A 22,640-nucleotide genomic window follows, 5' to 3' on the forward strand; every position below is an offset into this window, starting at 1 on the left:
CGCAATCGACGAGGGGCCCGCGGATCCGCCCGTTCCGGAGCGCGGTTGAGCCGCGCTCCACCGGCTACGCCAGCAGCTTTGCCTTGGCGGCCGCGTACTCGTCGGGCGAGAGCACGCCCTGCTGCATCAGGGTCGCGAGCTGCTGGAGCTGCGCGACGAGGTCGGTGCCGCCCGCTGCGGGGGCGGCGGGCGCCGGTGCGGGGGCGGCGGGCGCCGGTGCGGCGGGCGGCACCTGCTGGGCGGCCTGCTGCGCGGCAGCGTCGATCTGCGCCTGCTGCTGCGCCGCCTCGTACTGCTGCTGCTCGTACGCGGCCTGGCTGCGGCGCTGCTGGTTGCGGGCGACCCCGCCTTGGACCGCCTGAGCCGTCCCGGCGACGACGGCGGTGCGGGCGGCGAGACCGATCAGGCCGGGGCGGCCGACTCGACGGATGGGCATGTCACTCTCCTTCTGTCTGCTCGGCGAAGTCGAGCAGAGCGTTGACGATGGGGGCGGGGATCCTCTGGCTGTCGAGCACGATGCCGCCGGAGGAGGCGAGGTTCTCGGCGAGCGCGCGCTGGAACGACAGCTCCAGGGCGACCAGCGCCGCCGAGCTGCCCGGTTCCATCTGCTCGCCGAAGCGCGCGACGTCCTCGTCGCCGACGAGACCCGCCGCGAGGAGCACGGCGCCGCCCAGCCCCAGCGCCGCGGTGTCGTCCTCGACCTCGACGACGTCGACCTCGCCATCGGCCGCCTTCGTCACGAGCACGAAATCGAGCAGGCGGACGAGGCCGGTGTCGAGCAGATCCCCGAGCGCACCGAGCGTGCCGGGGCTGGGAGTCTCGCCCTCGAACCCCACGAGGTAGAGCTCGACGGGGCCGTAGGTGAAGCTGGTCATCGGTGTCCTTTCGTAGCCGGAGCCTTCATCGTGGCACCGCGCGGATGGCCAATGGCGTCCGCTAACCCCCTCGGGGTGAGGGCCCGCGGGGCCTCACCGTGCCGAGAGCGGTCGGCGATTCCCTCACTCGTCCGGTGGTTCGGTCTGAGCATCCTGTTTCGGCACGACGACCTGGCGCAGGATGATCAGGATCGACGCCGTGATGGGGATCGCGACGAGCGCCCCGAGCAGGCCCATCAGCGCCGCGCCGATCATGGCGCCCGTGATGACGAGGATGCCGGGGACGGCGACGGCTCTCCCCATGATGCGAGGGGTAACGACGTATGCCTCGATCTGCATATAGACGAGGTATCCGACGGCGAAGATCAGCGCCGCCGTCGGACTAATGAACAGCGAAGCGACCCCGCCGATCACGAGGAAGAGCACCGAGCCGATCATCGGGAGCATCGTGATGAAGAACGCGACGATGGCCAGGAGGACGGCCGCCGACGATCCGACCGCGAACTGGAGCGCCAGCACGACGACGGCGTTGATCGACGACAGTGTGATTCCGCCGGCGACGACCGAACCGACGGAGTGGGTGATCTGCTCCATCAGCCCTGTGAAGCGGGGGCGCTTGTAGGCCGGCACCAGGCCGGCAAGCGCGTCCTTCATCATCGGCAGGGACGACAGGAAGTAGAGCGTCAGCACGACGACCAGGAAGCCCGTCGAGATCGCGCCGACGATGCCTGCGCCCACCTGCAGCAGGCCGCCGGAGACGGCGAGGAAGTTCGTGAGGTTCGTCGCCTCGCGCAGGCCGTCCTGGATCGTGGCGTCGAGGTCCACGTCGAGGGCGGCCTCGATCCCGACGTACCAGTCGCTGCCCTGCATGTCGGCGTATGCGCCCGGTACGGATGTGATGAGGTATACGATCTGCCGCACGACGGTCGGGACGATGACGAGGGCGATCGCCACGATCAGGAGGGCGAACGCGAGCGCGACGATCGCGACGCTCCTGCCGCGGCTGAGTCCGCGCCGTTCGAGCCCGCGCACCGCGGGGTCGAGGCCGAGCGCGATGAAAAGGCCGAAGAAGACCGAGACGAGCACCCCTGAGATCGACGCGACGGCGATCGCGAGCGCGACGGCGAGGATCACGCCGATGCCGAGCACGAAGCCGGATGCCAGGGGCCGCGTCGGCAGGATCGGGATGACGCGCGCGCGGCGCCGCGTACGCGGAGCGGGCTCCGTCTCGGGGGAATCGGGAGCTTCCGCCGCCCCCCGCGACACCGCGGGGGGCGGCTCCGCGGCGGCGCCGTCGCCTGCCGCGGCGACCGGCCGATCGGTCGGTTCGCTCGGGGAGGAGTTCGGTGTGCCCATCGCCGACACGCTAGCCCGCGTGCGCCGCGCACGACATACGGCTCGCCCTTCCGGGATGAACCGACGCGCTGCGGTGCGGCCGCTCACCCATCCGGGATGAAACCGTGCGCCCCGCCGCCCCGCGTCAAGTGGAATGGCGTGGTGGAGATGCCGAGCGGAGTGCGCGCGTACCTGCGCCGATTCGGCTCGAAGAAGACCTTCGGCGGCGACCTCCGCGCCGGGCTGACCCTCGGCATCGAGAGCGTGCCCGACGGCCTCGCGGCCGGTGTGCTCGCCGGCGTGAACCCCGTGATGGGCCTGAACGGCTACCTGATGGGAACGCTGGCCGGTTCGCTCGCCACGGGCTCGGTGTTCATGATGGTGCAGTCGACGGGCGCGATGGGCGTGCTCGTCGCCGACGTGCCGGAGGTCCACGGCGACGGTGCGGCCGGAGCGATGGCCATGCTCGCGGTGCTCGCGGGCGTCGTCATGCTGGGCCTCGGGCTCGCGCGCATGGGGAGACTCGTGCGGTTCATCCCGACGGCGGTGCTCTACGGCTTCGTCAACGCCGTCGCCGTGAACATCGTGCTCGGCCAGCTCGACAACTTCACGGGCTACGACAGCCAGGGCGCCAACCGCATCACCCGGCTGATCGACACCCTGTTCGGGCTCCCGCACTTCCTCTGGTGGTCCGTACTGGTCGGTCTCGTCACGCTCGGTCTCATCCTGGTGCTCGAGCGCACGAGGCTCGGCGCGCTCGCGCTGGTCGTGGCCGTTGCCGCCGGTTCGGCGTTCGCGGCGCTCCTGCCGCACGGCGGGGTCGCGACTCTCGCGGACATCGCCGACGTCTCGGGCGCGCACCCGACGCTGACGATGCCCGACGTCGGGACCGTCGGTGCGCTCGTGCTGCCCGCCGTCTCGCTCGCGCTCGTGGGGCTCGTGCAGGGAGCGGCGATCTCGGGGTCGATCCCGAACCCGGATGGGAGGTATCCGGATGCCTCGGCCGACTTCACCGGCCAGGGCGTCGCGAACGTCGCCGTGGGGCTGTTCGGCGGGATGCCGGCCGGCGGCTCGATGTCGGCGACCGCGATCGCCCGCACGGCGGGGGCGCGGACGGCCCTCACCGGCGTGATCGCGGCGGCCGTGATGCTCGTCACCGCGCTGCTGCTCGGCCGACTGATCGAGTTCGTCGCGATGCCTGCGCTCGCCGCGCTGCTGATCCTGGTCGGCGTCCGTACGTTCGACTACCACCAGGCGGTGCTCGTCTGGCGCACGGGGCCGACCCAGGCGGCCGTGTTCTGCGTCACGTTCGTCCTCAGCATCCTGATCCCGCTGCAGTACGCCGTGCTCGCGGGGGTCGGCCTCGCGATCGTGCTGCAGATCGCGCAGCAGTCCAACCGCGTGCGGCTCGTGCGCTGGACCTTCGACGATCCGCACGGCCGACCCGTCGAGTCCGAGCCGCCGGAGGTGCTGGTCGCGGGCGACACCGTCGTCATCGCGCCGTACGGCAGCCTGTTCTTCGCGTCGACGGAGTCGTTCCGGGCGCAGCTGCCGTCGCCGGGCGCTTCGGCGCCCGGCGGAGCCGTCGTGATCCGGCTGCGCGGAACCGAGGAGCTGGGCGTGACGTTCCTCACGATGCTGCGGCGGTACGCCGGCGAGTTGCGCGGCGCGGGGGCGACGCTGATGCTCACGGGCGTGAACGAGCGCGTCTCCGGGCAGCTGCGTGCGACCGGCATCATCGACGCGATTGGCAGCGACAACGTGTTCGCGATGCGCCCGCGGCTCGGCGACGCGCTCGAGTCGGCGCTGGCAGAGCTGGCTCGGCGGCGCGACGCATCGGGTCGCACGGATCGGTGAGATCCGCGGAATTCCGCGGATCCGATGTCACCCTCTCCGGGTGAATGCGCCCCAGGGATTCCCAGGAAGGTGCCAGCATTCCGAGTGAATCGTGTTCCCGATGGGGTGGGAGTAAACGCACCATGAGTAAGGCGCTTTCCCGGCACAGCGCCGGCGGCAAGAGCGGCAGCAGCCGCTTCGGGCGGGTGCTGGCGGCGGGAGTCGCGGCGCTGCTCGTCGTCTCGGCGGCGGTGATCGGTGACAACACGTTCGCCCCGACAGCGGCCCAAGCCGCGACGGGCGCGTTCCCGCAATTGACCAAGCAGGTCGATGGGCAGGATGCCCATCGCGACCTCGCACCGGGGGAGTCGGTCGATTACACGGTGCAGTTCAGCACGGAGGATGCGGCATTGGACAGCCCCGTGACCGTGGTCGACGTGCTGCCCGAGGCGTTCGCCGGCTGGCAGATCAGCGGGTTGAGCGCGAACATCCCGAACTACCCAGGCGCCGCGACGGTCGAGATGCCCGGCGTCACGCCCGGCACGAGCGGTACGGTCGGCGCGACCGAGGCCGAGCGCACGATCACAGTCGACGTCGAAGCGCCTCTCGACGACGGCTCGACCGGGATGCCGACGGGCTCGCAGGGGCTGCTCACTTACACGCTGACGGTGCCGAGTGACCTGGCGCCCGATTGGGAGTACAACAACGCAGACCTGACGAACACCGTCACTTACACCGGCACGGCCGACCCCGCCGATCCGCCGGTCAGCATCACGGACGACGCGATCATCTCCGTCAACGTCCCGATCACGGTGGACGTGACCCCGTCGAAGACGTGGGAGCCCGCTGCGCAGCCATTCGAGCCCGGCGCCGCCTCGACGATGACGATCGGCGGCACGCAGGCCTCGAACGTCAACGCGACCTCGTTCGTGCTGCAGGACCCGACCGTCGCCGATGACGGCGCCGCGACGCTCGACGCGTCAAACCCGTTCCGCTACGTCGACTTCGCTGGTTTTGCGACCGATCCGACGACCGACCAGTCTGGCTGGCCGGAGGGCGCGACCGAAGCGAGCGTCGAGGCGTACGTCTACGATGGCTCGACGTGGAATTGGACCACCTACGACGGTTCCATCGCCGATGCGGATGTCGCGGGCATTCGGATCACCTACACGGGCGACATCCCGCCAGAGGCCGTCGCGAGCCAAGCCTTCGACGTCGCGCAGCGTGCCGATGACCGCATTGACGGCACCGCGCTGAACGCCGGATACAACGCCTCCAACGTGATGTCGGCGACCGTGACGGTCGACGGTGAGGACCCGGTGACGCAGACATCGAACGCCGACTTCGCCGTCACCCCCGTCGTGATCGACGTCAACGCTGGCAAGGCCTTCATCGGCGCCGACGGAGCGGAGGTCGAGAACCTCGAAACCGTCTCGGGCAATGAGGCCGATGTCGTGATCACGGGGCAGAACGCGCAGGCCCCCGACAGCTCGAACCTCGACAGCCTGACGATCAGCGAGCCGGGCGAGGGCGCGAACGCCGCGTACTTCTCAGACGACATCGCATTCGTCGGCTTCTCCGACGACCTCACGTACGAGGTGTGGCCCGAGGGTGCGACCGGCGGCAGCATCACCTGGTACGTCGAGGGCGGCGAACCGATCACCGAGGAGTTGACGGTGAGCGAGCCGCTTCCCGACCCGCCTGCGGGCGAGACCGTCACGGGCTTCGACGTCACATTCACGGGCGCGATTCCGCCCGGCGCGACGAGCCAGATCCGCTACACCGTCGATACGGACGAGAACCTGGCCCCGGATGGAGGTCAGACCGAGCCGTACGTCAACACGATCGACGTCGAGGGCACCTCCCCGAGCGTCGAGGAGCCGGCGACCGACAGCGACGACGCGAGCCTCGTGCTCGTCGCACCGGCGATCGTCACCGATATCGAGAAGCAGGTCAGCCCCGCCATCGTCTTCCCCGGCGACAACGTCATCGTCGAGCTGCCGACCACGACCACGACGACAGGCGACGACGCGCACCCGACCGAGATCATTGTGACCGACCAGTGGCAGGGCGAGGGCACCTTCTGGGACGCATTCGACCTGACGCAGATCGTCGCACCGATCGACGTTCCCGAGGGCTCCACACTCACCGTCGAGCGGTACGACGAGACTGACCAGGCGTGGGTCGAGGTCGCGACGCTCACGGAGACGGGGACCGAGAACATCCCGGTCCCCGAACCTGAGGACACCACGGGCATCCGGTTCACGTACTCGAACCCGGCCGGCTTCGGCGCCACGACCGACGTTCAGCCGAACTTGATGTTCGTCGCGCGCGACACGTTGCGCAGCACGGGCGAGACGACCTCGCCGAACGACGGGTTCCCCTATGACCCGACGCCCTACACCAACACGGCGCGGTCGGACGCCACCGGTCAGCTCGACACACGCCTCGTCGTCGACGACGACGAGGCGACCGACGACGGCAGCATCCGACACTTGGACGGCGACATCGGGCCGCTGTGGAACGACAAGAACTGGACCGACGACCTGCTCGTGTCGCAGTCGGGCGCCGAGAGCTCGACGGTGCAGCGCTGGGCAGTGACTGAGGCGGGCTTCACGCAGGTCACGCTGACCGACCCCGCCGCGCCGACCGCTGACGGCGCCGGCACGGTGTTCGAGGCGTTCGACCTGCTCCGCGTTGACCCGATCCTGATCGCCGACGAGCCCGAGATGGAGTGGGACGACGTCGTCGACGTGCAGCTGTACGACGGCGCCGACTGGGTGTCGGTCGCCGCTCCCGACGGCAGCTGGATGAACGACCAGGGCTTCAAGGGCTACCAGCTCACGAACGCCGAGCGGCAGAGCACGCTCGGAATCCGCCTCGTGCTCGAGCCGGACGATGCGGGTCGCCAGGCGGCGATCGATGCCGGTCGGCCAGACGCGCCCGGCGTCGGCACCGGCATCATGCACACGGGCGACATCCGCAGCTACACCTTGGACTGGCGCCTGCGCAACGAGGCACGGCCCGATGGCGGCGAGGTCAAGTGGGTCACGTCGAGCACGCCATTCAACTGTGCGGAGGCGGCGGAAGGCTGCATCGACAACACGTTCGAGATGACGGGAACGCGGGACGACGGCACAGTGACCGCTGACGCGGACGACATGATCAATCTGATCGATGGCACCGGCAATGTGCAGCTGAGCAAGACGGTCGACGAACTGCCCGACGGCGAGGCCGTCTCGCTCATCGCACCGAAGCCGGGCGACCTCGATCAGGCCGACTACCCGACCACGTCGTACACGCTGACGGCCGAGAACGCCTCGAGCAGCGAGAGCGGCAAGGGAGTCATGAAGCTCTCTCGCGTGCGGGTGACCGACGTCGCGACCGACGCGCTCGGGGCGACCGATATGGCGACGAGCCCCTTCGAGGGGCGTGACTTCGACGCCGAGGCCGCGAGTGCTGCCGGCAACCACTGGGATGAGTTCAACGTCACGGGGATCTCGTTCCAGGACCTGCCCTCATACATCGACAAGGACCAGAGCACGGTCGAGCTGTGGCTGTACAACGGCGGCAGCCCGACGACGGCGAACTACTCGATCGCAGAGATCGAGGCGGGGGCGGCCGACGCCGACCTGGCCGACGCGATCGGCGTCTCGGTGACCTACCAGGGCACCGACCCGGAGACGAACGGCAACCGCATCGTCGCCGGCGACGACCTCACGATGCGCCTCGACGTACAGCTGCGCGCTGAGCACCGCTCGACGGGTGAGCCTGTGGAGGGCGGCGAGGACGGGGTGCCGGTCTCGGTTCCGAACGAGGCGCGCACGCTCGGCCAGGACGTCGTCATCAACCCCGACGCCGAGCCGGCTGACGAGGAGAACGCCGAGGCGCTGCTCGACGCCGCGTCGATCGACGTCGGCCTCACCAAGGACGTCACGGTCGGCGACGGCGGTACGACGCTGATCGAGACCGACCCGGATGCGCCCGTCCACGTGAACCTCGTGGCGACGCCGGGCGAGACGACGGCCCCGCTGTCGCAGCTCACGATCGAGGACACGACGGCCGAGTTCTGGGAGAAGTTCGAGCTCGTCTCCCTGCCGGAGCCCGGCGCCGTGCCGACGGATTCCGACCAGTACTCCTACGACTACTTCGTCGACGGGGCCTGGGTCGCACAGGACGACTTCACGGGCGAGCTGACCGACGTCTACGGCGTGCGGATCACCTTCGACCGCGCCGACGGCGAGATGTTCCCGCTGGGGGCGACCTCGTGGACATCCGGATGGGGCTCGGCCGAGCTGCCGATCGATGTGCAATTGCGCGACCCGGCCGATGTCGATTGGGATGCGGGCCTGGTGATCAACAACGAGGCGCTGGCGATCGCGAACGGCAGTGCTTCCGAAGAGGCCGAGGACCGCGACCCCGCGCAGATCGACTTCTCGCCGGGCGAGCACCGGATCACGGTCTCCAAGCGCGCACCGCTCGACGAGTCGTCGCACACCGTCGATCCGCTGGCGAGCAACCAGTGGCAGCTGATCTTCACGAACGACGGCACGAGCTACCTGCCGATCGAGACGATCACCGACTACCTGCCGGCGGATCTGACGTGGGACGGCGCGCAGCCGACCTACGAGCGGACCGATGGCGGCAGCCTCCCGATCGACCCCGAGGAGATCGCGGTCGCGCTGAGCGATGATGGCAGCGAGCTCTCGTTCACCTGGCCGGAGGGCTCGCGCATGCAGCCGGGGGAGACGGTGACGATCAACCTCGGGCTGATCCTCGAAGCGGGCGTCGCCCCGGACGAGCGGGTCTGGAACGCGGTCGTGGCAGAAACCGGCGTCGACCTCGTCAGCTGCACGCAGCCGACCGAGTTCGGGCAGGACGCGACGAACGCACCCGAGACCGGGGCGACAGAGTGCGGAAACGCGAACTACGTGCAGCCGCGCGAGGGCACCCTCGTCGGCGCACAGAAGTTCGTCAACGGCGAGTACGTCGACACCCTGGGCGAGGACCTCGTCTCGGGCGAGGTCAACACCGCCACGGGCGAGGCGGAGTGCACGAGCCCGAGCGCACCCGCCGATTACACCCGCACTCCCTGCGCCGACTACACCGCCGTCGGTGGCACGGACCACTGGCAACTGAACCACGTGAACGCGGGCACGGACCCGCTCACGCAGATGACGATCGTCGACATGCTGCCGCGCCCCGGCGACCGGCTGTTGGCCGGTGGGGGCGACCGCAACAGCACGTGGCAGTCGGTACTCGACACCGACTCGATCCTGCTCTCCGGTGACGTGTCGGAACGAGCGAGCGGGACGATCGAAGTGACGACCGACCCGACGGCGTGCATCGGCAGCGATCCGTCCTCGTCGATGTGGCCGGATGACCCGGAGTGCGATGACCCCACCAACCCGGGAAACGCGTCTTGGGTGTCGATTTACGACTACACGGGAGCCGACCAGGACATCGTCGGCATCCGATTCGTGTTCGACATTCCGGAGGACGACCCGTTGCAGCCGGGCGAATGGATCAACATTTGGTTCGACACCGTGAACCGCGTCGTCGACCAGACCGACCTCGGCCTGCAGCCGACGCTGGAGCAGTACCAGGAGGAGCAGTTCGCCTGGAACCAGAACGGTGTCACGGCCATCGGCGTCAGCGGCGACCGCGTCGACCTCGTCAAGGCCCCGGAGCCCGCGGGCGTGACGCTCAAGACGGGTTCGCTCGAGCTGTCGAAGACGGTCGTCGACAACGGGGTCACACAGATTCCCGACTCGTTCGATGTCGAACTCGTCTGCACCGTGCCGAGCGGCGTCGCCGACCCCGAGCGCGTCGCGCTCGACCTCGGTGAGTCGTCGACTGTGACGCTGCCGGCCGACGGCACGCCCGTCACGCTCGACGGCCTGCCGATCGGCACTGACTGCACCGTCACGGAGACCGGCGAGGTCGGCGAGTACGGTGAGATCGCCCGCACCTTCCAGTCGAGCCCCGGCGTCACCCCGTCGGCCGACGGCATGAGTGCCGAGGTCGAGATCCGGGAGCGCCCGCTCGCGAACGACGTGACGACCGTGGGCGTGACCAACACCTACGCCCTCGGCCAGCTCGTCGTCGAGAAGTCGGTCGTCAGCGGCAACGACAACGAGCTCACGCCCGAGCAGACGGAGCAGACGTTCGACTTCTCCATGACATGTGTCGCTGGTGACGGCGAGCCGCTGCCTCCGGTGCAGTTCGAACTGACCTCGGGCGAGCAGCAGGTGTTCGACAACCTGCCGGTCGGAACAGTCTGCGACGTGGAGGAGACCGGCACCGGCGGTGCCGAGTCGACGACGATCTCGGTCAACAACGGCGAGCCGACCGACGGCACCAGCTCGGGCGACGTCGAGGTGACCGACGAGGGCGCGCACGTGCTGGCGACCAACACCTTCTCGAACGGCGGCATCGTCGTCTCGAAGCGCGTGGTCAGCGGCAACGACTACCCGCTGACGGACGACCAGTTGGCGCAGACGTACGACTTCACGATCGTCTGCACCGACCCGGACGGCACCGAGGTGCTGAACGAGGAGTTCACGCTGGCGGCCGACGCCGAGCAGGCGTACGACGGCATGCCCGTCGGCACTGCTTGTGACGTCACGGAGACCGGCACGGGCGGCGCAATGGCGACGACCGTGACGGTGGACGGCGCGGAGCCGGCCGACGGCACGACGGCCGACGACGTGCCGATCACCGACGACGCCGCGACGGTCGCGTTCGAGAACTCGTTCTCGAACGGAGAGATCATCGTGTCGAAGACGATCTCGAGCGGCAACGACAACGCCGTGACGGACGACCAGCTCGCGCAGACGTTCGACTTCTCGGTCGTCTGCACGACGCCGGACGGCACGGAGCTCGACCCGGTGACGTTCACGCTCGCCGCGGATGAGGAGTTCGTCTTGGACGAGCTGCCCGTCGGCACCGAGTGCGACGTGACCGAGACGGATGCGGGCGGCGCGCAGGCGACCACCGTCACGGTGGCAGGCGAGACGACCGACGGTACGAGCGTCGACGACGTCACCGTCGCCGATGAGGCGACCGAGGTGGCCTTCGACAACGCCTACTCGAACGGCGGCATCGTCGTCTCGAAGACCATCGTCAGCGGCAACGACAACCCGCTCACCGACGCGCAGCAGACGCAGACGTTCGACTTCTCGATCGTGTGCGTCGACCCCGACGGCACCGAGGTGCTGAACGACGAGTTCGCGCTGGGGGCCGACGAGGAGCAGGCGTACGACGGTATGGTCGTCGGCACCGAGTGCGCCGTGACGGAGACGGGCGACGGCGGAGCCGCCGCCACGACCGTGACGGTGAACGGCGGCGACCCGACCGACGGCACGAGCACGGAGGGCGTCGTGATCGCCGACGACACCGCGACGGTCGCGTTCGAGAACTCGTTCTCGAACGGCGAGATCGTGGTCTCGAAGACGATCTCGGCGGGCAACGACAACCCGCTCACGGACGAGCAGCTCGCGGAGACGTTCGACTTCGAGGTGGTCTGCACCACTCCGGACGGCGACGTGCTCGACCCCGTGACGTTCACCCTCGCGGCGGATGAGGAGTACGTCTACGACGAGCTGCCGGTCGGCAGCGAGTGCGACGTCACGGAGACGAACGCCGGCACGTCGATGATGACCACCATCACGGTCGACGGCGAGACGACGACGGGCACGGCCGTCGACGACGTCACGGTCGCCGACGACCCCACCGCGGTCGCGGTCGACAACGTCTACGCCGACGGCGGCCTGGTCGTCGACAAGAGCGTCGTGAGCGGCAACGACAACCCGCTCACCGATGAGCAGAGCGACCAGGTGTTCGCGTTCTCGATCGTCTGCGTCGACCCCGACACCGGCGACGAGCTCCTGAACGAGACCTTCGAGCTCGCCGACGGCGGCCAGTACCCAGTCGAGGGCCTGCCCGTCGGCACCGAGTGCGAGGTGACGGAGACGGACGACGGCGGTGCCGCGGCCACCACCATCACCGTGAACGACGCGGAGCCGACCGACGGCACCACGGCGTCCGGTGTCGTGATCGCCGACGACACGACGAACGTCGCGTTCGAGAACTCGTTCTCGAACGGCGGCCTGGTCGTGCAGAAGTCGATCACCAGCGGCAACGACTACGAGCTCACGGAGGAGCAGCAGAACGCGACCTTCGCGTTCGAGCTGGCCTGCACCACGCCGGACGGAACCGAGCTCGAGCCGGTCGGATTCGAGCTCCAGGCGGACGAGGAATGGTCGATCGACGAGCTCCCCGTCGGCACGGAGTGCGAGCTGACCGAGACCGACGCGGGCGGCGCGCCGTCGACGAGCATCACGGTGAACGACGGCGAACCGGTCGACGGCACGTCGGCGGTCGTGACGATCGCCGACGACACCGCGACGGCCGCCGTGGCGAACACGTTCTCGAACGGGCAGCTGATCGTCGAGAAACAGATCGGCAGCTCCGACGGGAACGAGCTCGCCGCCGATGCGGCGGACCAGACATTCGTGTTCGAGGCGGTCTGCACGACACCGGAGGGCGAGGAGCTCGAACCCGTCGAGTTCGAGCTCGCCGACGGTGAGCAGCGGATCTTCGAGGGCCTGCCGCTCGGCACCGAGTGCGCCGTGACGGAGACGGATGACGGCGGTGCCGCGACGACGACGATCACGGTCAACGACGGCGATCCGATCGACGGGACGAGCGTCGAGGCAGTGACGGTCGAGTACGAGGCGACGTACGTGCTCGTGCGGAACGAGTTCCCGGGCGTTCCGCCGGTGGAGCCCCCGGCCGACGACAGCGACGATGATCTCGCCGTGACGGGCACGGACGTGATCGGTGCCCTCGCGACGGCCCTCGCCCTGATCCTGTTCGGCGGCGGAGTCCTCCTCCTGGTCCGCCGGAACCGGGAGGCCTGAGCCGGGTCAGGCGGGCGATGCCCCGCCCCGGATGGACCGGGGCGGGGCCTCGCCCGCCGTCCCCGCGCCGTGTTCCCTCAGGTGCGGTTGATCGTGGGTGCAGCGCGCGGACCCGCACGAAGCGGCACTTGAGCGGGGTGTTATCGGTTCGGGTGCGGCATCGTGTGGGTGCAGCGCGCCTGGACTCGCAACGAGGGCACCCGAGCGGTGGGGGGCGCGGTCGCGAGGCTCGGGCTCAGCGCTTCGGAGGCGCCGGGGAAGCTTCGTTCTGTGGCGACCTCGCGGCTTCCGGCACGCTCGCGCCGCCCTCCGCCGCGGCATCCGGGGTCGGGGCCGCGACGCCGGATGCCGCGGCCGCGTCCATCTCGGCGGGGCGCCGCACCAACTCGATGACCAGCAGCACGACGAGCACGAGTACGACCGTCGTCACGACGGCGCCCGTCGTGACGGGGCGCGTGAGGAACAGGGCGAAGACGCCGACCAGGATCGTGAGCACGATGATCGCGGGGCGCCAGCGGTCGACGGCGCGGCCGAAGGCGCCGGTGCGGACGCCGTGTCGGTCGGCGGCGCCTCGCACCGCCGAGAAGGCGCTGCTCGTCGCTCCGCGCAGCGCAGCGGCGGGGCGCGAACGACCGGAGAGCCACGCACCGAGCGCGACGAAGGCGCTCAGCACGATCAGCGCCGTGAGGGTCGATGAGAGGAGCTCGGTGAGCTGGTCGAAGATGCTCCTGGCCGTTCCGGCCGGCATCACGGACGGGCTCACGGCCCCGACGAAGAAGACCCTGCCGGCGCCGAGCCCCGCCGCGAGAAGCAGGAAGGAAGCGGCGAGGCCGATGCCCGCCCAGCCCAGCGCACGCGCGCGGCGATGGGCCGTCGCGACGCCGGCGGCGACGAGGCCCAGGACGAGCCACGGCAGCCAGTACCCGGCGGCGACGGCGATCTGATACACCGTGCGGACGAGCACGAGGGCGTCCGCCGTGACCAGCGGGATCGAGCGGTCGATCGCGGGGATGTTCTCGGCGAAGCCGAAGCCCTCGTCGATGAGCACCTCCTTCACCTGCTCGATGAGCGTGTTCAGCTCGAGCGTCACGGTGCCGTCGTCGGAGAGCTGGATCGCGGTGTCGGGGTCGCCCTGGATGATGGCGATCGCACGGCCGTGCGTCTCCCGAAGGGTGTTCTCCCAGAGCTGGGCGAACTGCGGCGAGGCCACGACCTTGTCGACGCCGCTGCTGATCAGCGACCGCACGCCCTCCGACGCGGGCCCGGCGAGCAGGGGGATCGCGTCCTGGGCGCGCGGCGGCAGGTCGAGTTCGGCGAGCCCCGTGAACAGGTCGCCGACGAGGGAATCGATGTCGACGTTCTCCTCGATCGCCTGGACGGCCTGGTCGGCGACGAAGTCCTGTACCTGAGGGTCCTCCGCGAGCGGAGCGAAGGTCGCGACGAAGCGGTCGGTGTCGACGAGCTGCACCCGCGCCCAGGTGCCGAGCACCGCGATGGGCGCCAGGAGAACGCTGACGAGGATCAGGACGACCGCAACCGTCGAGCGGCCCCAGTCGCGTTTCGACGGGCGCTCCGCCTCCTCGAGTTCGCGATTGCGCGCCTCGAGTCGCGCGAGCCGGGCCTTCAGGGCGTCGATGTCGTCGGGGCGTTCGAGCTCCGACGTCTCCTCAGCGGACATGGGTACTCCCTCTGCGTGTCTGCCTCACGCCTTCAGACAAGCACGGGCACGGGGCGCGGGGATGCCCCCGTCACCCACGCGGGGTGACGGGGCTCCGACGGCCCGGACGTTCCGTATGCTTGCGAATGAATGGACTGCCCGGGCACTCGAGCTGTCGCTGTCCCCCGAATGGGGGACAATGCAGTACACTCGAATCCAGACGTCCTCTCTCGGTCGTCCGGCTCCCACGGCTTCCCCCCAGCTGTGGGAGCCGTTTACGTTTCCGGTCCCGATCGCGCATCGGTTCAGATTGCCCCTATCGCACACAGGCGCGAGCGGCTAGCGTTGTGAGTGGCCGGCGCGAGATCTGTGCCGGCTTCATCTCTATAGAACGGCAGTACATGAGCACGCAGGGCACCGTCAAGTGGTTCAACTCGGAGAAGGGCTACGGCTTCATCTCTCCCGACGAGGGCGGCTCTGACGTCTTCGCGCACTACACCGCCATCGAATCGCAGGGCTACCGCTCGCTGGAAGAGAACCAGCGCGTGGAGTTCGAGATCGCGCAGGGCCCGAAGGGCCTGCAGGCGGAGAACATCCGGCCGCTGTAGTCCGGACCGACACCAGGAGGCGCCCCGACTCGTCGGCCGCGCCAGCGCGTCCCGATCCGTCGGGCACCGCTCAGGCCCCCGCTCGCCATCGCGAGCGGGGGCCTTCCGCGTCTCCCGCCCGCTTCCGAGACCGGGGCGCGGTTGTTCGTCCGGACCCTCCCCGTGCACGCCCTCGATGCCATAGCGTGAGCGGTATGGCATCCGCATACCTCAGGTATCCCCATGTCCACGACGAGCTCGTCGTCTTCACCGCAGCGGACGACGTGTGGCTCGCACCAGTCGGAGGCGGCCGCGCGTGGCGCCTCACGAGCGATCGGGCGCCCGTCAAGCAGCCCCGGTTCTCGCCGGACGGTGCCCACGTCGCCTTCGTCTCGCACCGCGACGGCCATCCGGAGCTGATGGTCGTCGGCGTCGGATCCGGCGACGTGCGCAGGCTGACCTACTGGGGCAGCCCCATGCTGCACAACTTCGGCTGGACCGCAGACGGCCGCGTGCTCGTCGGGTCGAGCGCCGGCGAGGCCGAGATGCGCCACACCGTGACGAAGGCCGTCGCCCTCGATGGCACGGCCGAGCGCCTCGAGATCGGGATGGCATGGGGCGTCGCGCTGCACGCGGACGGCCGCGAGGCCCTCTCGACGCCCGGCAGCCGCACGCCGGCGCACTGGAAGCGCTACCGCGGCGGCAACGCCCCGCGCCTGTGGCTGCGCGACGGCGCGGGCGCCGAGTGGCGGCGCCTGCTCGCCGACGAGCACGCCTCGCTCGTCGACCCGATGTGGGTCGGCGGCGCGCTCGCGTTCGTGTCGGACCGAGCGGCGAAGCTCCCGGATGCGGCGCATGAGCAGGCGAACGTGTGGCTGTGGGACGAGCCGGGCTCCGGCGAGCCGCGCCAGCTCACCTTCCAGGGCGAGGACGACGGCTACGTGCGCGACGCGACCACGGACGGCGCCCGCATCGTCTGGCACAGCCGCGGGCGCATCCGGATGCTCGACGCCGTCGGCGCCGAGCCGCGCACGATCGACATCGACGTCCCGGGCGTCGCGCTCGAACCCGTCGCCCTCGACCCGACGAAGAACCTCACCCAGTTCGCCCCGGACGTCGGCGGTGACGCGAGCGTGGTGGTGTGGCGCGGCAAGCCGTTCCGGCTGACGCACCGACAGGGCCCCGCCCGGGCTCTGACGGGCGCCGACTCGGGCGTGCGCACGCGCGAGCCCGTCGTGCTCGGTGCGGCCGGTCGGCCCGCGTACGTCACCGACGTCGACGGGGAGGACGCCATCCAGGTCGACGACTCGCTGCCGATCCTCACCGGCCAGCTCGGCCGGGTGCTGCACCTCGCCGCCGCGCCGAAGGGCGACAGGCTCGCGTCGATCTCGCACGATGGGGTCATCCGGCTCATCGATATCGAGGCCGCGAGCGCCGTCGAGATCGCGCGCTCGCGGCAGGGCGAGGCCGAGACGCCGCGCTTCTCGCCGGACGGGCGCTACCTGACGTGGTCGCAGCCGACCACGGGAGAGGCGGAGCTGCACGCCGTGTGGGTCTTCGACACGGCGTCCGACGACGAGCCGGTGCAGGTCACGAGCGGCAGGTACCACGACCGTTCGCCCGACTTCACGCGCGACGGCAAGCACCTCGTGTTCCTGTCGGACCGCACCTTCGACCCCGAGTACAGCGCCCAGGCGTTCGACCTGTCGTTCAACGGCGTGACGCGGCCCTGGCTGCTGCCGTTGTCGGCGGTCGACCCGGCGCCGTTCGGGCCGAGCGAGGACGGCTGGGCGCTGTCGTCGCCGAAGACGGGCGACGCTGAGAAGGCCCTGCCGGGGCCCGCCGTCTCGCCCGATCTCGATGTCGCGGGCGCCGAGGAGCGGGTCGTGCCGTTCCCCGTGCCGTCGGACGCGTACACCGACCTCGCCGCGACGGCCGGCGGCGTCGTGTGGGTCGCGCGCGGCACCGACATCGGTCGCCTCGGGAGTCGCAGGGCCGGGGTCGAGGGCGAGAAGCAGAAGGACCGCCTCGTGCGCTGGTCGTTCGAGGAACGCGAGCAGTGGACGGTGTTCGATGGCGTCGACGCCTATGCCGTCTCGGGCGACGGCGAGCGGATCGTCGTGCGCGCGGGCGCCGAGCTCAAGGTCGTGCCGTCGTCGCGCAAGGCCGACGGCGGCGAAGACCCGGTCGCGGTCGACCTGTCGCGCCTGCGCTTCCAGCTCGACCAGGCGGCCGAGTGGCACCAGATGTTCGACGAGAACGCCCGCCTCATGCGCGACCACTTCTGGCGCGAGGACATGGACGGCGTCTCCTGGGACGCCGTCACGGCCCGGTGGCGCGAGACCGTCGCGCTCGTGCGCACGCACGACGATCTCGTCGACATGATGTGGGAGCACGTCGGCGAGCTGAACACCTCGCACGCATACGTCTCGCCCGCTTCCCCTCCCGGCGACCAGTCGAAGAAGCTCGGGTTCCTCGGCGCCGACCTGTCGCCGTCCGGCGACGGGTGGCGCATCGACCGGATCATCCCCGGCGAGTCGAGCGACCCAGGGGCGCGCTCGCCGCTGCGCCAGGCGGGCGTCGGTGCGGTCGAGGGCGACGTCATCGTCGAGGTCGACGGCGCTCCCGTCGACCCGGCGTTCGGGCCGGGCGCCTCGCTGATCGGAGCGGCGGGCAAGCCCGTCGAACTGACGCTGAGGCGGGGAGGGGAGGACCGCAGGGTCGTCGTCGTACCGCTCGAGGCGGAGACGGCGCTGCGGTACCAGGACTGGGTGCGCTCGCGCCGCGAGTACGTCGAGGAGCGCTCCGGCGGCCGGCTCGGCTACGTGCACGTGCCCGACATGGCCGCCCCCGGATGGGCGCAGCTGCACCGCGACCTCCGCACGGCCGACGGGAAGGAGGGCGTCGTCGCCGATGTCCGCTACAACCGCGGCGGCCACACGAGCCCGCTCGTGATCGAACGGCTCGCGTCGCGGGTCGTGGCATGGGTCACCGCGCGGCACTACGAGAACGCGGCCGGCAGCCCCGATCTCGCCCGCCGGGGGCCGATCGTGTTCGTGGCCAACGAGTTCTCGGGCTCGGACGGCGACATCGTGAACGGCCGCGCGCAGGCGCTAGGCCTGGGCCCCGTCATCGGAGCGCGCACGTGGGGCGGCGTCGTCGGCATCGACGGACGCTTCGACCTCGTTGACGGTACGGGTGTGACGCAGCCGCGCTACGCGTTCTGGATCGAGGGCAAGGGCTGGGGGGTCGAGAACCACGGCATCGACCCCGATATCGAGGTCATCCACGACCCGGCGGCGCTGTTCTCGCTGGACGACCCGCAGCTCGACCGCGCGATCGAGGAGGCGCTCGCCGCTCTCGAGGCGGAGCCGGCGGCCGAGCCGCCGGAGTTCGACCCGCCCAAGGTGCGCTGAGGCGCGAGGAGGGCCCGGTCCGATCGGACCGGGCCCTCCTCTGATCCGGGGTCGGCGCACGGCCCCACGCGTCAGCGCGCGGCGAGCGCCTCGCCCATCCGGGTCAGGGCGTCCTCCATGATGGGGCGCGGCGTCGCGAAGTTGAACCGGATGGCGGTCGCGCTGCCGACGCCGCAGTGGGCGCCGTCGGTCGTCACGACGCCCGCGTGCTCGGCGAAGAAATCGGACGGCGAACCGGGGATGTCGAGCTCGGCGCAGTCGATCCAACCGAGGTACGTGCCCTGCGGCGGCGTGTAGCGCGCGCCCGGCAGGTGCTCGGCGACGAGCTCGCCGAGGCGCGCCCGGTTTCCGTCGAGGTAGCCGATCGCATCGGCGAGCCAGTCACCGCCCTCGCGGTACGCCGCCGTGTTCGCGACGACGCCGAGGTTCGACGGCTCGAAGTGCAGCGAGCGCGAGTTGTCGGCCCAGTACTTCCTGTCGTGGTCGTTCGAGAGCACGACCTGAGCGGCCTTCAAGCCCGGCAGGTTGAACGCCTTCGACGCGCTCGTGGCCGTGACCGTGTGGCCGGCGTTGACCTCGTTGACCGAGGCGTACGGCACGTGGCGCTCGCCGGGGTAGACGAGCGGCGCGTGGATCTCGTCGGAGAAGACGCGGGCGCCGTGGCGCTCGACGACCTCGCCGATCGCCGTGAGCTCGTCCGTGCGGAGGACCCGGCCGATCGGGTTGTGCGGGTTGCACAGCACGAGCAGCCCGCCGCCGTTCGCGAACGCCTCGTCGAGCGCGTCGAGGTCGTACTCCCAGCTGTCGGCCGTGCGGATCATCGGCACCTGGATGATGCGCCGCTTCATGGCCGGCGGGACCGTGAGGAACGGCATGTACGCGGGCGTCGGGAGCACGATCGCCGAGCCGGGGGCGCTGAAGTGCTCGATCGCCACCTCGAACGCCTGGATCACGTCGGAGATCGGTTGCACGTCATCCGGAGAGAACGACCAGCCGTAGCGATCGGCCGCCCAGTCGACGAGCGACTCGCGCATCGCCAGGCCCGTCGCGGCAGGCAGGTAGCCGAAGGCGCCGTTGTCGACCGCCTCGTGCAGCGCGCGGGTGATGGGCGGTGCGACGCCGAAGTCCATCTCGGCGACCCAGGCGGGGGTCTTGCCGGGGAACGTCGACCACTTCGCGCTTCCGATCGCTCGCAGCTGTTCCGGGGTGATGGCGTCGAAGGCGTGGCTCATGCAACGAGCGTATCCGGATGCGGCGACACGGGCGCGGCCGGATGTCGCCGGGTTGCGCGGCCCGGCGAGCGCGGGCACTTCAGGCCGGGCCTCGCCGGCGGGTGTGAGCGTTCGTTCGCGAAGGCGGGAGAGCCCAGCGCAGCCCGTTGAGGCGCTGCTTCCCCTTCCGGCCGATGCGTTGCCGCAGCTCGTGGGCGACGCGTGCATACTTCTCGAGATCGAGGGCCGCGGCCTCGCGCCTCGTCTCGTCGTGGTGCGCGCTGTACGGCTGGTCGGCATCGACCCACGACAGGTGCCCCTGCGAGCCCCAGCGACCCGAGCCGATGCCGGCGAACCGGAGTGCGGCAGAGCCGAGTTCCGTGTCGTCGTCGCGCTCGGTGCGCTATGCGGCCTGCGCCAGCGCGGGGACGACGGTGCGCAGAAGGGCACCGAGCTCGTCGGCGGTGTCGACGGCCGCGATCGCGCCCGCCTCCTCGTCGGGGGAGCCGAAGCCCCAGCGCGCGAAGATGACGGGCACGCCGTGCTCACCCGCGCCGTCGACGTCGTGGTGGCGGTCGCCGATCAGGACGGGCGCGGAGACGTCGGCGCCGGCCGCCTCGAGTCGTTCGAGTGCCTTCGCGACGACGTCGGCCTTGGTGTCGTTGATGTCGGCGGCCGGGCGCGCGCCCGAGATCGCCGTGAAGGCGTCGGCGAGCCCGTAGTGCTCGAGGATCGCGACGACCTGGTTCTCGGGCTTCGTGCTCGCCGTCGAGATCGGCACGCCCGCGCCCGCGACCTCGCGGATCAGCTCGGGAACGCCGGGGTACAGCCGCACCGAGCTGGCGTAGCCGTCGGCGGCGGCCAGCGCGCGGTACTTGCCGACCGCGACGACCGCCTCGTCGGCGCTCAGGCCGGCGCGCACCTGGAACGACTCGAGCATCGGCGGGCCGATCCACGCGCGCATGTCGTCGAACGACGGCACGGGCCGCCCCATCTCCTCGAGGACCCGCTGCGCGCGCGGCACGATGCCGGCCGATGCGTCGGCCACCACCCCGTCGACATCCCAGAGGACACAGGTGAAGGCGCGTGCGGAAGTCATGCCGCCAGCGTACCGATGACCGTCTGAGTCACCGCCCGCTGTGAGGCTGCTGGGCCAGAGCCGCCAACATCGTCTCGCTCGCTCCGGCCGCGAGAAGCCGCCGCCGCATCGCGCGAGCGGCGAACTCGTAGACACGGTCGTCGCCGAGCAGCAGGGAGCGATTGTTCGCGTGCTCGTGGAGCGCGATGAGCTCGAACGCGATCTCGTCGGCGTCCTCGGCATCCGCCGTCAGCTCGGAGGCCTCGATGGCGTACCGGATCTGCGCGGTGATGTACCCGAGCCACTGGAACTGCGCCTCGCGCACGGCCTCGCGCACCGGGCCCGACTTGGAGTCGATGTCGGCCGAGGCGGCCGCGAAGAAGCAGCCGCCGGTGAACACGCGGTCGCGCGAGTAGGCGATCTCGTTGCGCAGCAGGGCCGCCAGGCGGCGCAGACCGCGGGGCTCGTCGCGCGCGGGCTCGACGATCGTCGTCATGAACACCTCGCGCGCGGCCGCGATCGTCGCCAGCTGCAGGGACTGCTTGCTCCCGAACAGCGTCGCGATGCTGCTCTTGCTGTGCTTCGACGACTCGGCGAGGCGGCCGATCGTGAGCCCGTCGAGCCCGTCGACCGAAGCGAGATTCGTGGCGCACGTCAGCACGCGGCGTCGCGAGGCGTCTCCGCGCGCGCGGCGGCCGTCCACAACCTGATCCGACACCCCTCTAGTTTACGCACGATCGTTCGTATACTCTACATACGATCGTTCGTATTCATTCCGAATCGAGGAAGCCATGACCCGTTCCGCCGCGTTCGTCCTGACCGCCCTCCGCGCCGCCGACGCGATCTCCCCCGATCTGGCCGGTCGGCTCGCCTATCGCCTGTTCTTCCGTGTGCGCCCCCGGATGCCGCTGCGCGAACGCGACCGCGCCACCGACGCCGCGGCGCACCGGGAACTGCTGCGCGTGCGTGGTCGCGACGTCGTGACCTACCGCTGGGGCGACGGCGAGCGCACCGTGCTCGTCATCCACGGTTGGAAGGGCAGGGCCATCCAGTTCGCACCTCTCATCCGGAGGCTCGTCGCGGTCGGAATGCGCGTCGTGTCGTTCGATGCCCCCGCGCACGGCGCGTCCGGCGGCCGACGCCCGGACATCCGGGACTGGATGGCGGCGGCCGAAGGGCTGCAACGGCGGTTCGGTCCGTTCGCCGCTGTCGTCGGCCACTCGGTGGGCTCGATCGCCGGCCTCACGGCAGCGCGCACCTTCGCGCCGACGCCGGTCGTCGCCACGATCTCCGGCGCGGCCGGGCCGGCTGCGATGATCGACCAGTTCGCGCGGACGGCTGAGCTGTCGCGCGGGGCCCGCGACCGGCTGACGCAGCTGTTCGCGGCGAGGATCGGCGAGACTCCCGCATCCGTGACCGAGCAGTTCGACTCTGCAGCCCACCCTCTTCCTGCGCACACCAGCCTGCTCGTCGTGCACAGTCGCGACGATCGCGGCCTTGCGGATGACGACTCGGTCCGGCTGCACAGCGCACACGCCGGGCGTTCGCGGATTCTGCGACCGACCGGTCTCGGCCACAACCGAGTACTGACCGACCCCGACGTGCTCGATGCCGTCGTCGACGTCGTCGCCCGCGGAGCGCACGTCCCTGTCTGACGGGCATGCTCTGGGCTCTGCGGCCCGCGCCCCGGGTGCGGCAGTGCAGGGCGGGGGCGTGCCGCA

12 protein-coding genes are annotated in these 22,640 nt (G+C 70.5%); 5 read left to right on the forward strand and 7 right to left on the reverse strand.

Annotated features, from left to right (window positions below; all coding sequences use genetic code 11):
• Window positions 1–64 precede the first annotated feature (64 nt).
• From C0010_RS09185 to C0010_RS09195, 3 genes are all read right to left on the reverse strand, one after another.
• The gene (locus C0010_RS09185; RefSeq protein ID WP_105566775.1) at window positions 65–436 is read right to left on the reverse strand and encodes an SHOCT domain-containing protein; all 372 of its coding nucleotides are present in this window, start codon (window positions 434–436) and stop codon (window positions 65–67) included.
• A 1-nt stretch (window position 437) separates the two neighbouring features.
• Entirely contained in the window at window positions 438–875 is a 438-nt protein-coding gene (locus tag C0010_RS14950) for a DUF6325 family protein (protein ID WP_158685410.1), read from the reverse strand.
• Between the two features lie 123 nt (window positions 876–998).
• The gene (locus tag C0010_RS09195; RefSeq protein WP_158685412.1) at window positions 999–2,231 is read right to left on the reverse strand and encodes an AI-2E family transporter; all 1,233 of its coding nucleotides are present in this window, start codon (window positions 2,229–2,231) and stop codon (window positions 999–1,001) included.
• A 147-nt stretch (window positions 2,232–2,378) separates the two neighbouring features.
• Between C0010_RS09195 and C0010_RS09200 the strand changes: the two genes are divergently transcribed.
• Entirely contained in the window at window positions 2,379–4,067 is a 1,689-nt protein-coding gene (locus C0010_RS09200; protein ID WP_105566822.1) for a SulP family inorganic anion transporter, read from the forward strand.
• A 122-nt stretch (window positions 4,068–4,189) separates the two neighbouring features.
• Entirely contained in the window at window positions 4,190–12,970 is an 8,781-nt protein-coding gene (locus tag C0010_RS09205; RefSeq protein WP_105609296.1) for a DUF5979 domain-containing protein, read from the forward strand.
• 235 nt (window positions 12,971–13,205) lie between these two features.
• Here the strand turns inward: C0010_RS09205 and C0010_RS09210 are convergent, their stop codons facing one another.
• Window positions 13,206–14,648, reverse strand: coding sequence for a hypothetical protein (locus tag C0010_RS09210; protein ID WP_198410824.1), 1,443 nt, complete (start codon window positions 14,646–14,648; stop codon window positions 13,206–13,208).
• A gap of 380 nt (window positions 14,649–15,028) precedes the next feature.
• On the opposite strand from C0010_RS09210, the gene C0010_RS09215 reads away from it, so the two are divergent.
• Together C0010_RS09215 and C0010_RS09220 are read left to right on the forward strand one after the other, a co-directional pair.
• On the forward strand, window positions 15,029–15,235 hold the full coding sequence (locus tag C0010_RS09215; RefSeq protein ID WP_105566778.1) for a cold-shock protein: 207 nt from the start codon (window positions 15,029–15,031) through the stop codon (window positions 15,233–15,235).
• Window positions 15,236–15,429: 194 nt separating this feature from the next.
• Window positions 15,430–18,630: a S41 family peptidase gene (locus C0010_RS09220; RefSeq protein WP_105566779.1), complete on the forward strand. Its 3,201-nt coding sequence runs from the start codon at window positions 15,430–15,432 to the stop codon at window positions 18,628–18,630.
• Window positions 18,631–18,701: 71 nt separating this feature from the next.
• Here the strand turns inward: C0010_RS09220 and C0010_RS09225 are convergent, their stop codons facing one another.
• From C0010_RS09225 to C0010_RS09235, 3 genes are all read right to left on the reverse strand, one after another.
• On the reverse strand, window positions 18,702–19,862 hold the full coding sequence (locus C0010_RS09225; RefSeq protein ID WP_105566780.1) for a MalY/PatB family protein: 1,161 nt from the start codon (window positions 19,860–19,862) through the stop codon (window positions 18,702–18,704).
• 382 nt (window positions 19,863–20,244) lie between these two features.
• Complete coding sequence (locus C0010_RS09230) at window positions 20,245–20,940, reverse strand: HAD hydrolase-like protein (protein WP_105566781.1); 696 nt, start codon at window positions 20,938–20,940, stop codon at window positions 20,245–20,247.
• Window positions 20,941–20,968: 28 nt separating this feature from the next.
• Entirely contained in the window at window positions 20,969–21,637 is a 669-nt protein-coding gene (locus C0010_RS09235; RefSeq protein ID WP_105566782.1) for a TetR/AcrR family transcriptional regulator, read from the reverse strand.
• 73 nt (window positions 21,638–21,710) lie between these two features.
• On the opposite strand from C0010_RS09235, the gene C0010_RS09240 reads away from it, so the two are divergent.
• Window positions 21,711–22,574, forward strand: coding sequence for an alpha/beta fold hydrolase (locus C0010_RS09240; protein WP_105566783.1), 864 nt, complete (start codon window positions 21,711–21,713; stop codon window positions 22,572–22,574).
• The last annotated feature ends 66 nt before the right edge of the window (window positions 22,575–22,640 follow it).

Origin of the sequence: Microbacterium halophytorum (assembly GCF_002970975.1) — a bacterium.
Taxonomy (GTDB): domain Bacteria; phylum Actinomycetota; class Actinomycetes; order Actinomycetales; family Microbacteriaceae; genus Microbacterium; species Microbacterium halophytorum.

Excerpts from the sequence above, each read along its gene's own strand:
- C0010_RS09185 (WP_105566775.1), bottom strand. The coding sequence starts at position 436 with ATGCCCATCCGTCGAGTCGGCCGCCCCGGCCTGATCGGTCTCGCCGCC.
- C0010_RS14950 (WP_158685410.1), bottom strand. The coding sequence starts at position 875 with ATGACCAGCTTCACCTACGGCCCCGTCGAGCTCTACCTCGTGGGGTTC.
- C0010_RS09195 (WP_158685412.1), bottom strand. The coding sequence starts at position 2,231 with ATGGGCACACCGAACTCCTCCCCGAGCGAACCGACCGATCGGCCGGTC.
- C0010_RS09200 (WP_105566822.1), top strand. The coding sequence starts at position 2,379 with ATGCCGAGCGGAGTGCGCGCGTACCTGCGCCGATTCGGCTCGAAGAAG.
- C0010_RS09205 (WP_105609296.1), top strand. The coding sequence starts at position 4,190 with ATGAGTAAGGCGCTTTCCCGGCACAGCGCCGGCGGCAAGAGCGGCAGC.
- C0010_RS09210 (WP_198410824.1), bottom strand. The coding sequence starts at position 14,648 with ATGTCCGCTGAGGAGACGTCGGAGCTCGAACGCCCCGACGACATCGAC.
- C0010_RS09215 (WP_105566778.1), top strand. The coding sequence starts at position 15,029 with ATGAGCACGCAGGGCACCGTCAAGTGGTTCAACTCGGAGAAGGGCTAC.
- C0010_RS09220 (WP_105566779.1), top strand. The coding sequence starts at position 15,430 with ATGGCATCCGCATACCTCAGGTATCCCCATGTCCACGACGAGCTCGTC.
- C0010_RS09225 (WP_105566780.1), bottom strand. The coding sequence starts at position 19,862 with ATGAGCCACGCCTTCGACGCCATCACCCCGGAACAGCTGCGAGCGATC.
- C0010_RS09230 (WP_105566781.1), bottom strand. The coding sequence starts at position 20,940 with ATGACTTCCGCACGCGCCTTCACCTGTGTCCTCTGGGATGTCGACGGG.
- C0010_RS09240 (WP_105566783.1), top strand. The coding sequence starts at position 21,711 with ATGACCCGTTCCGCCGCGTTCGTCCTGACCGCCCTCCGCGCCGCCGAC.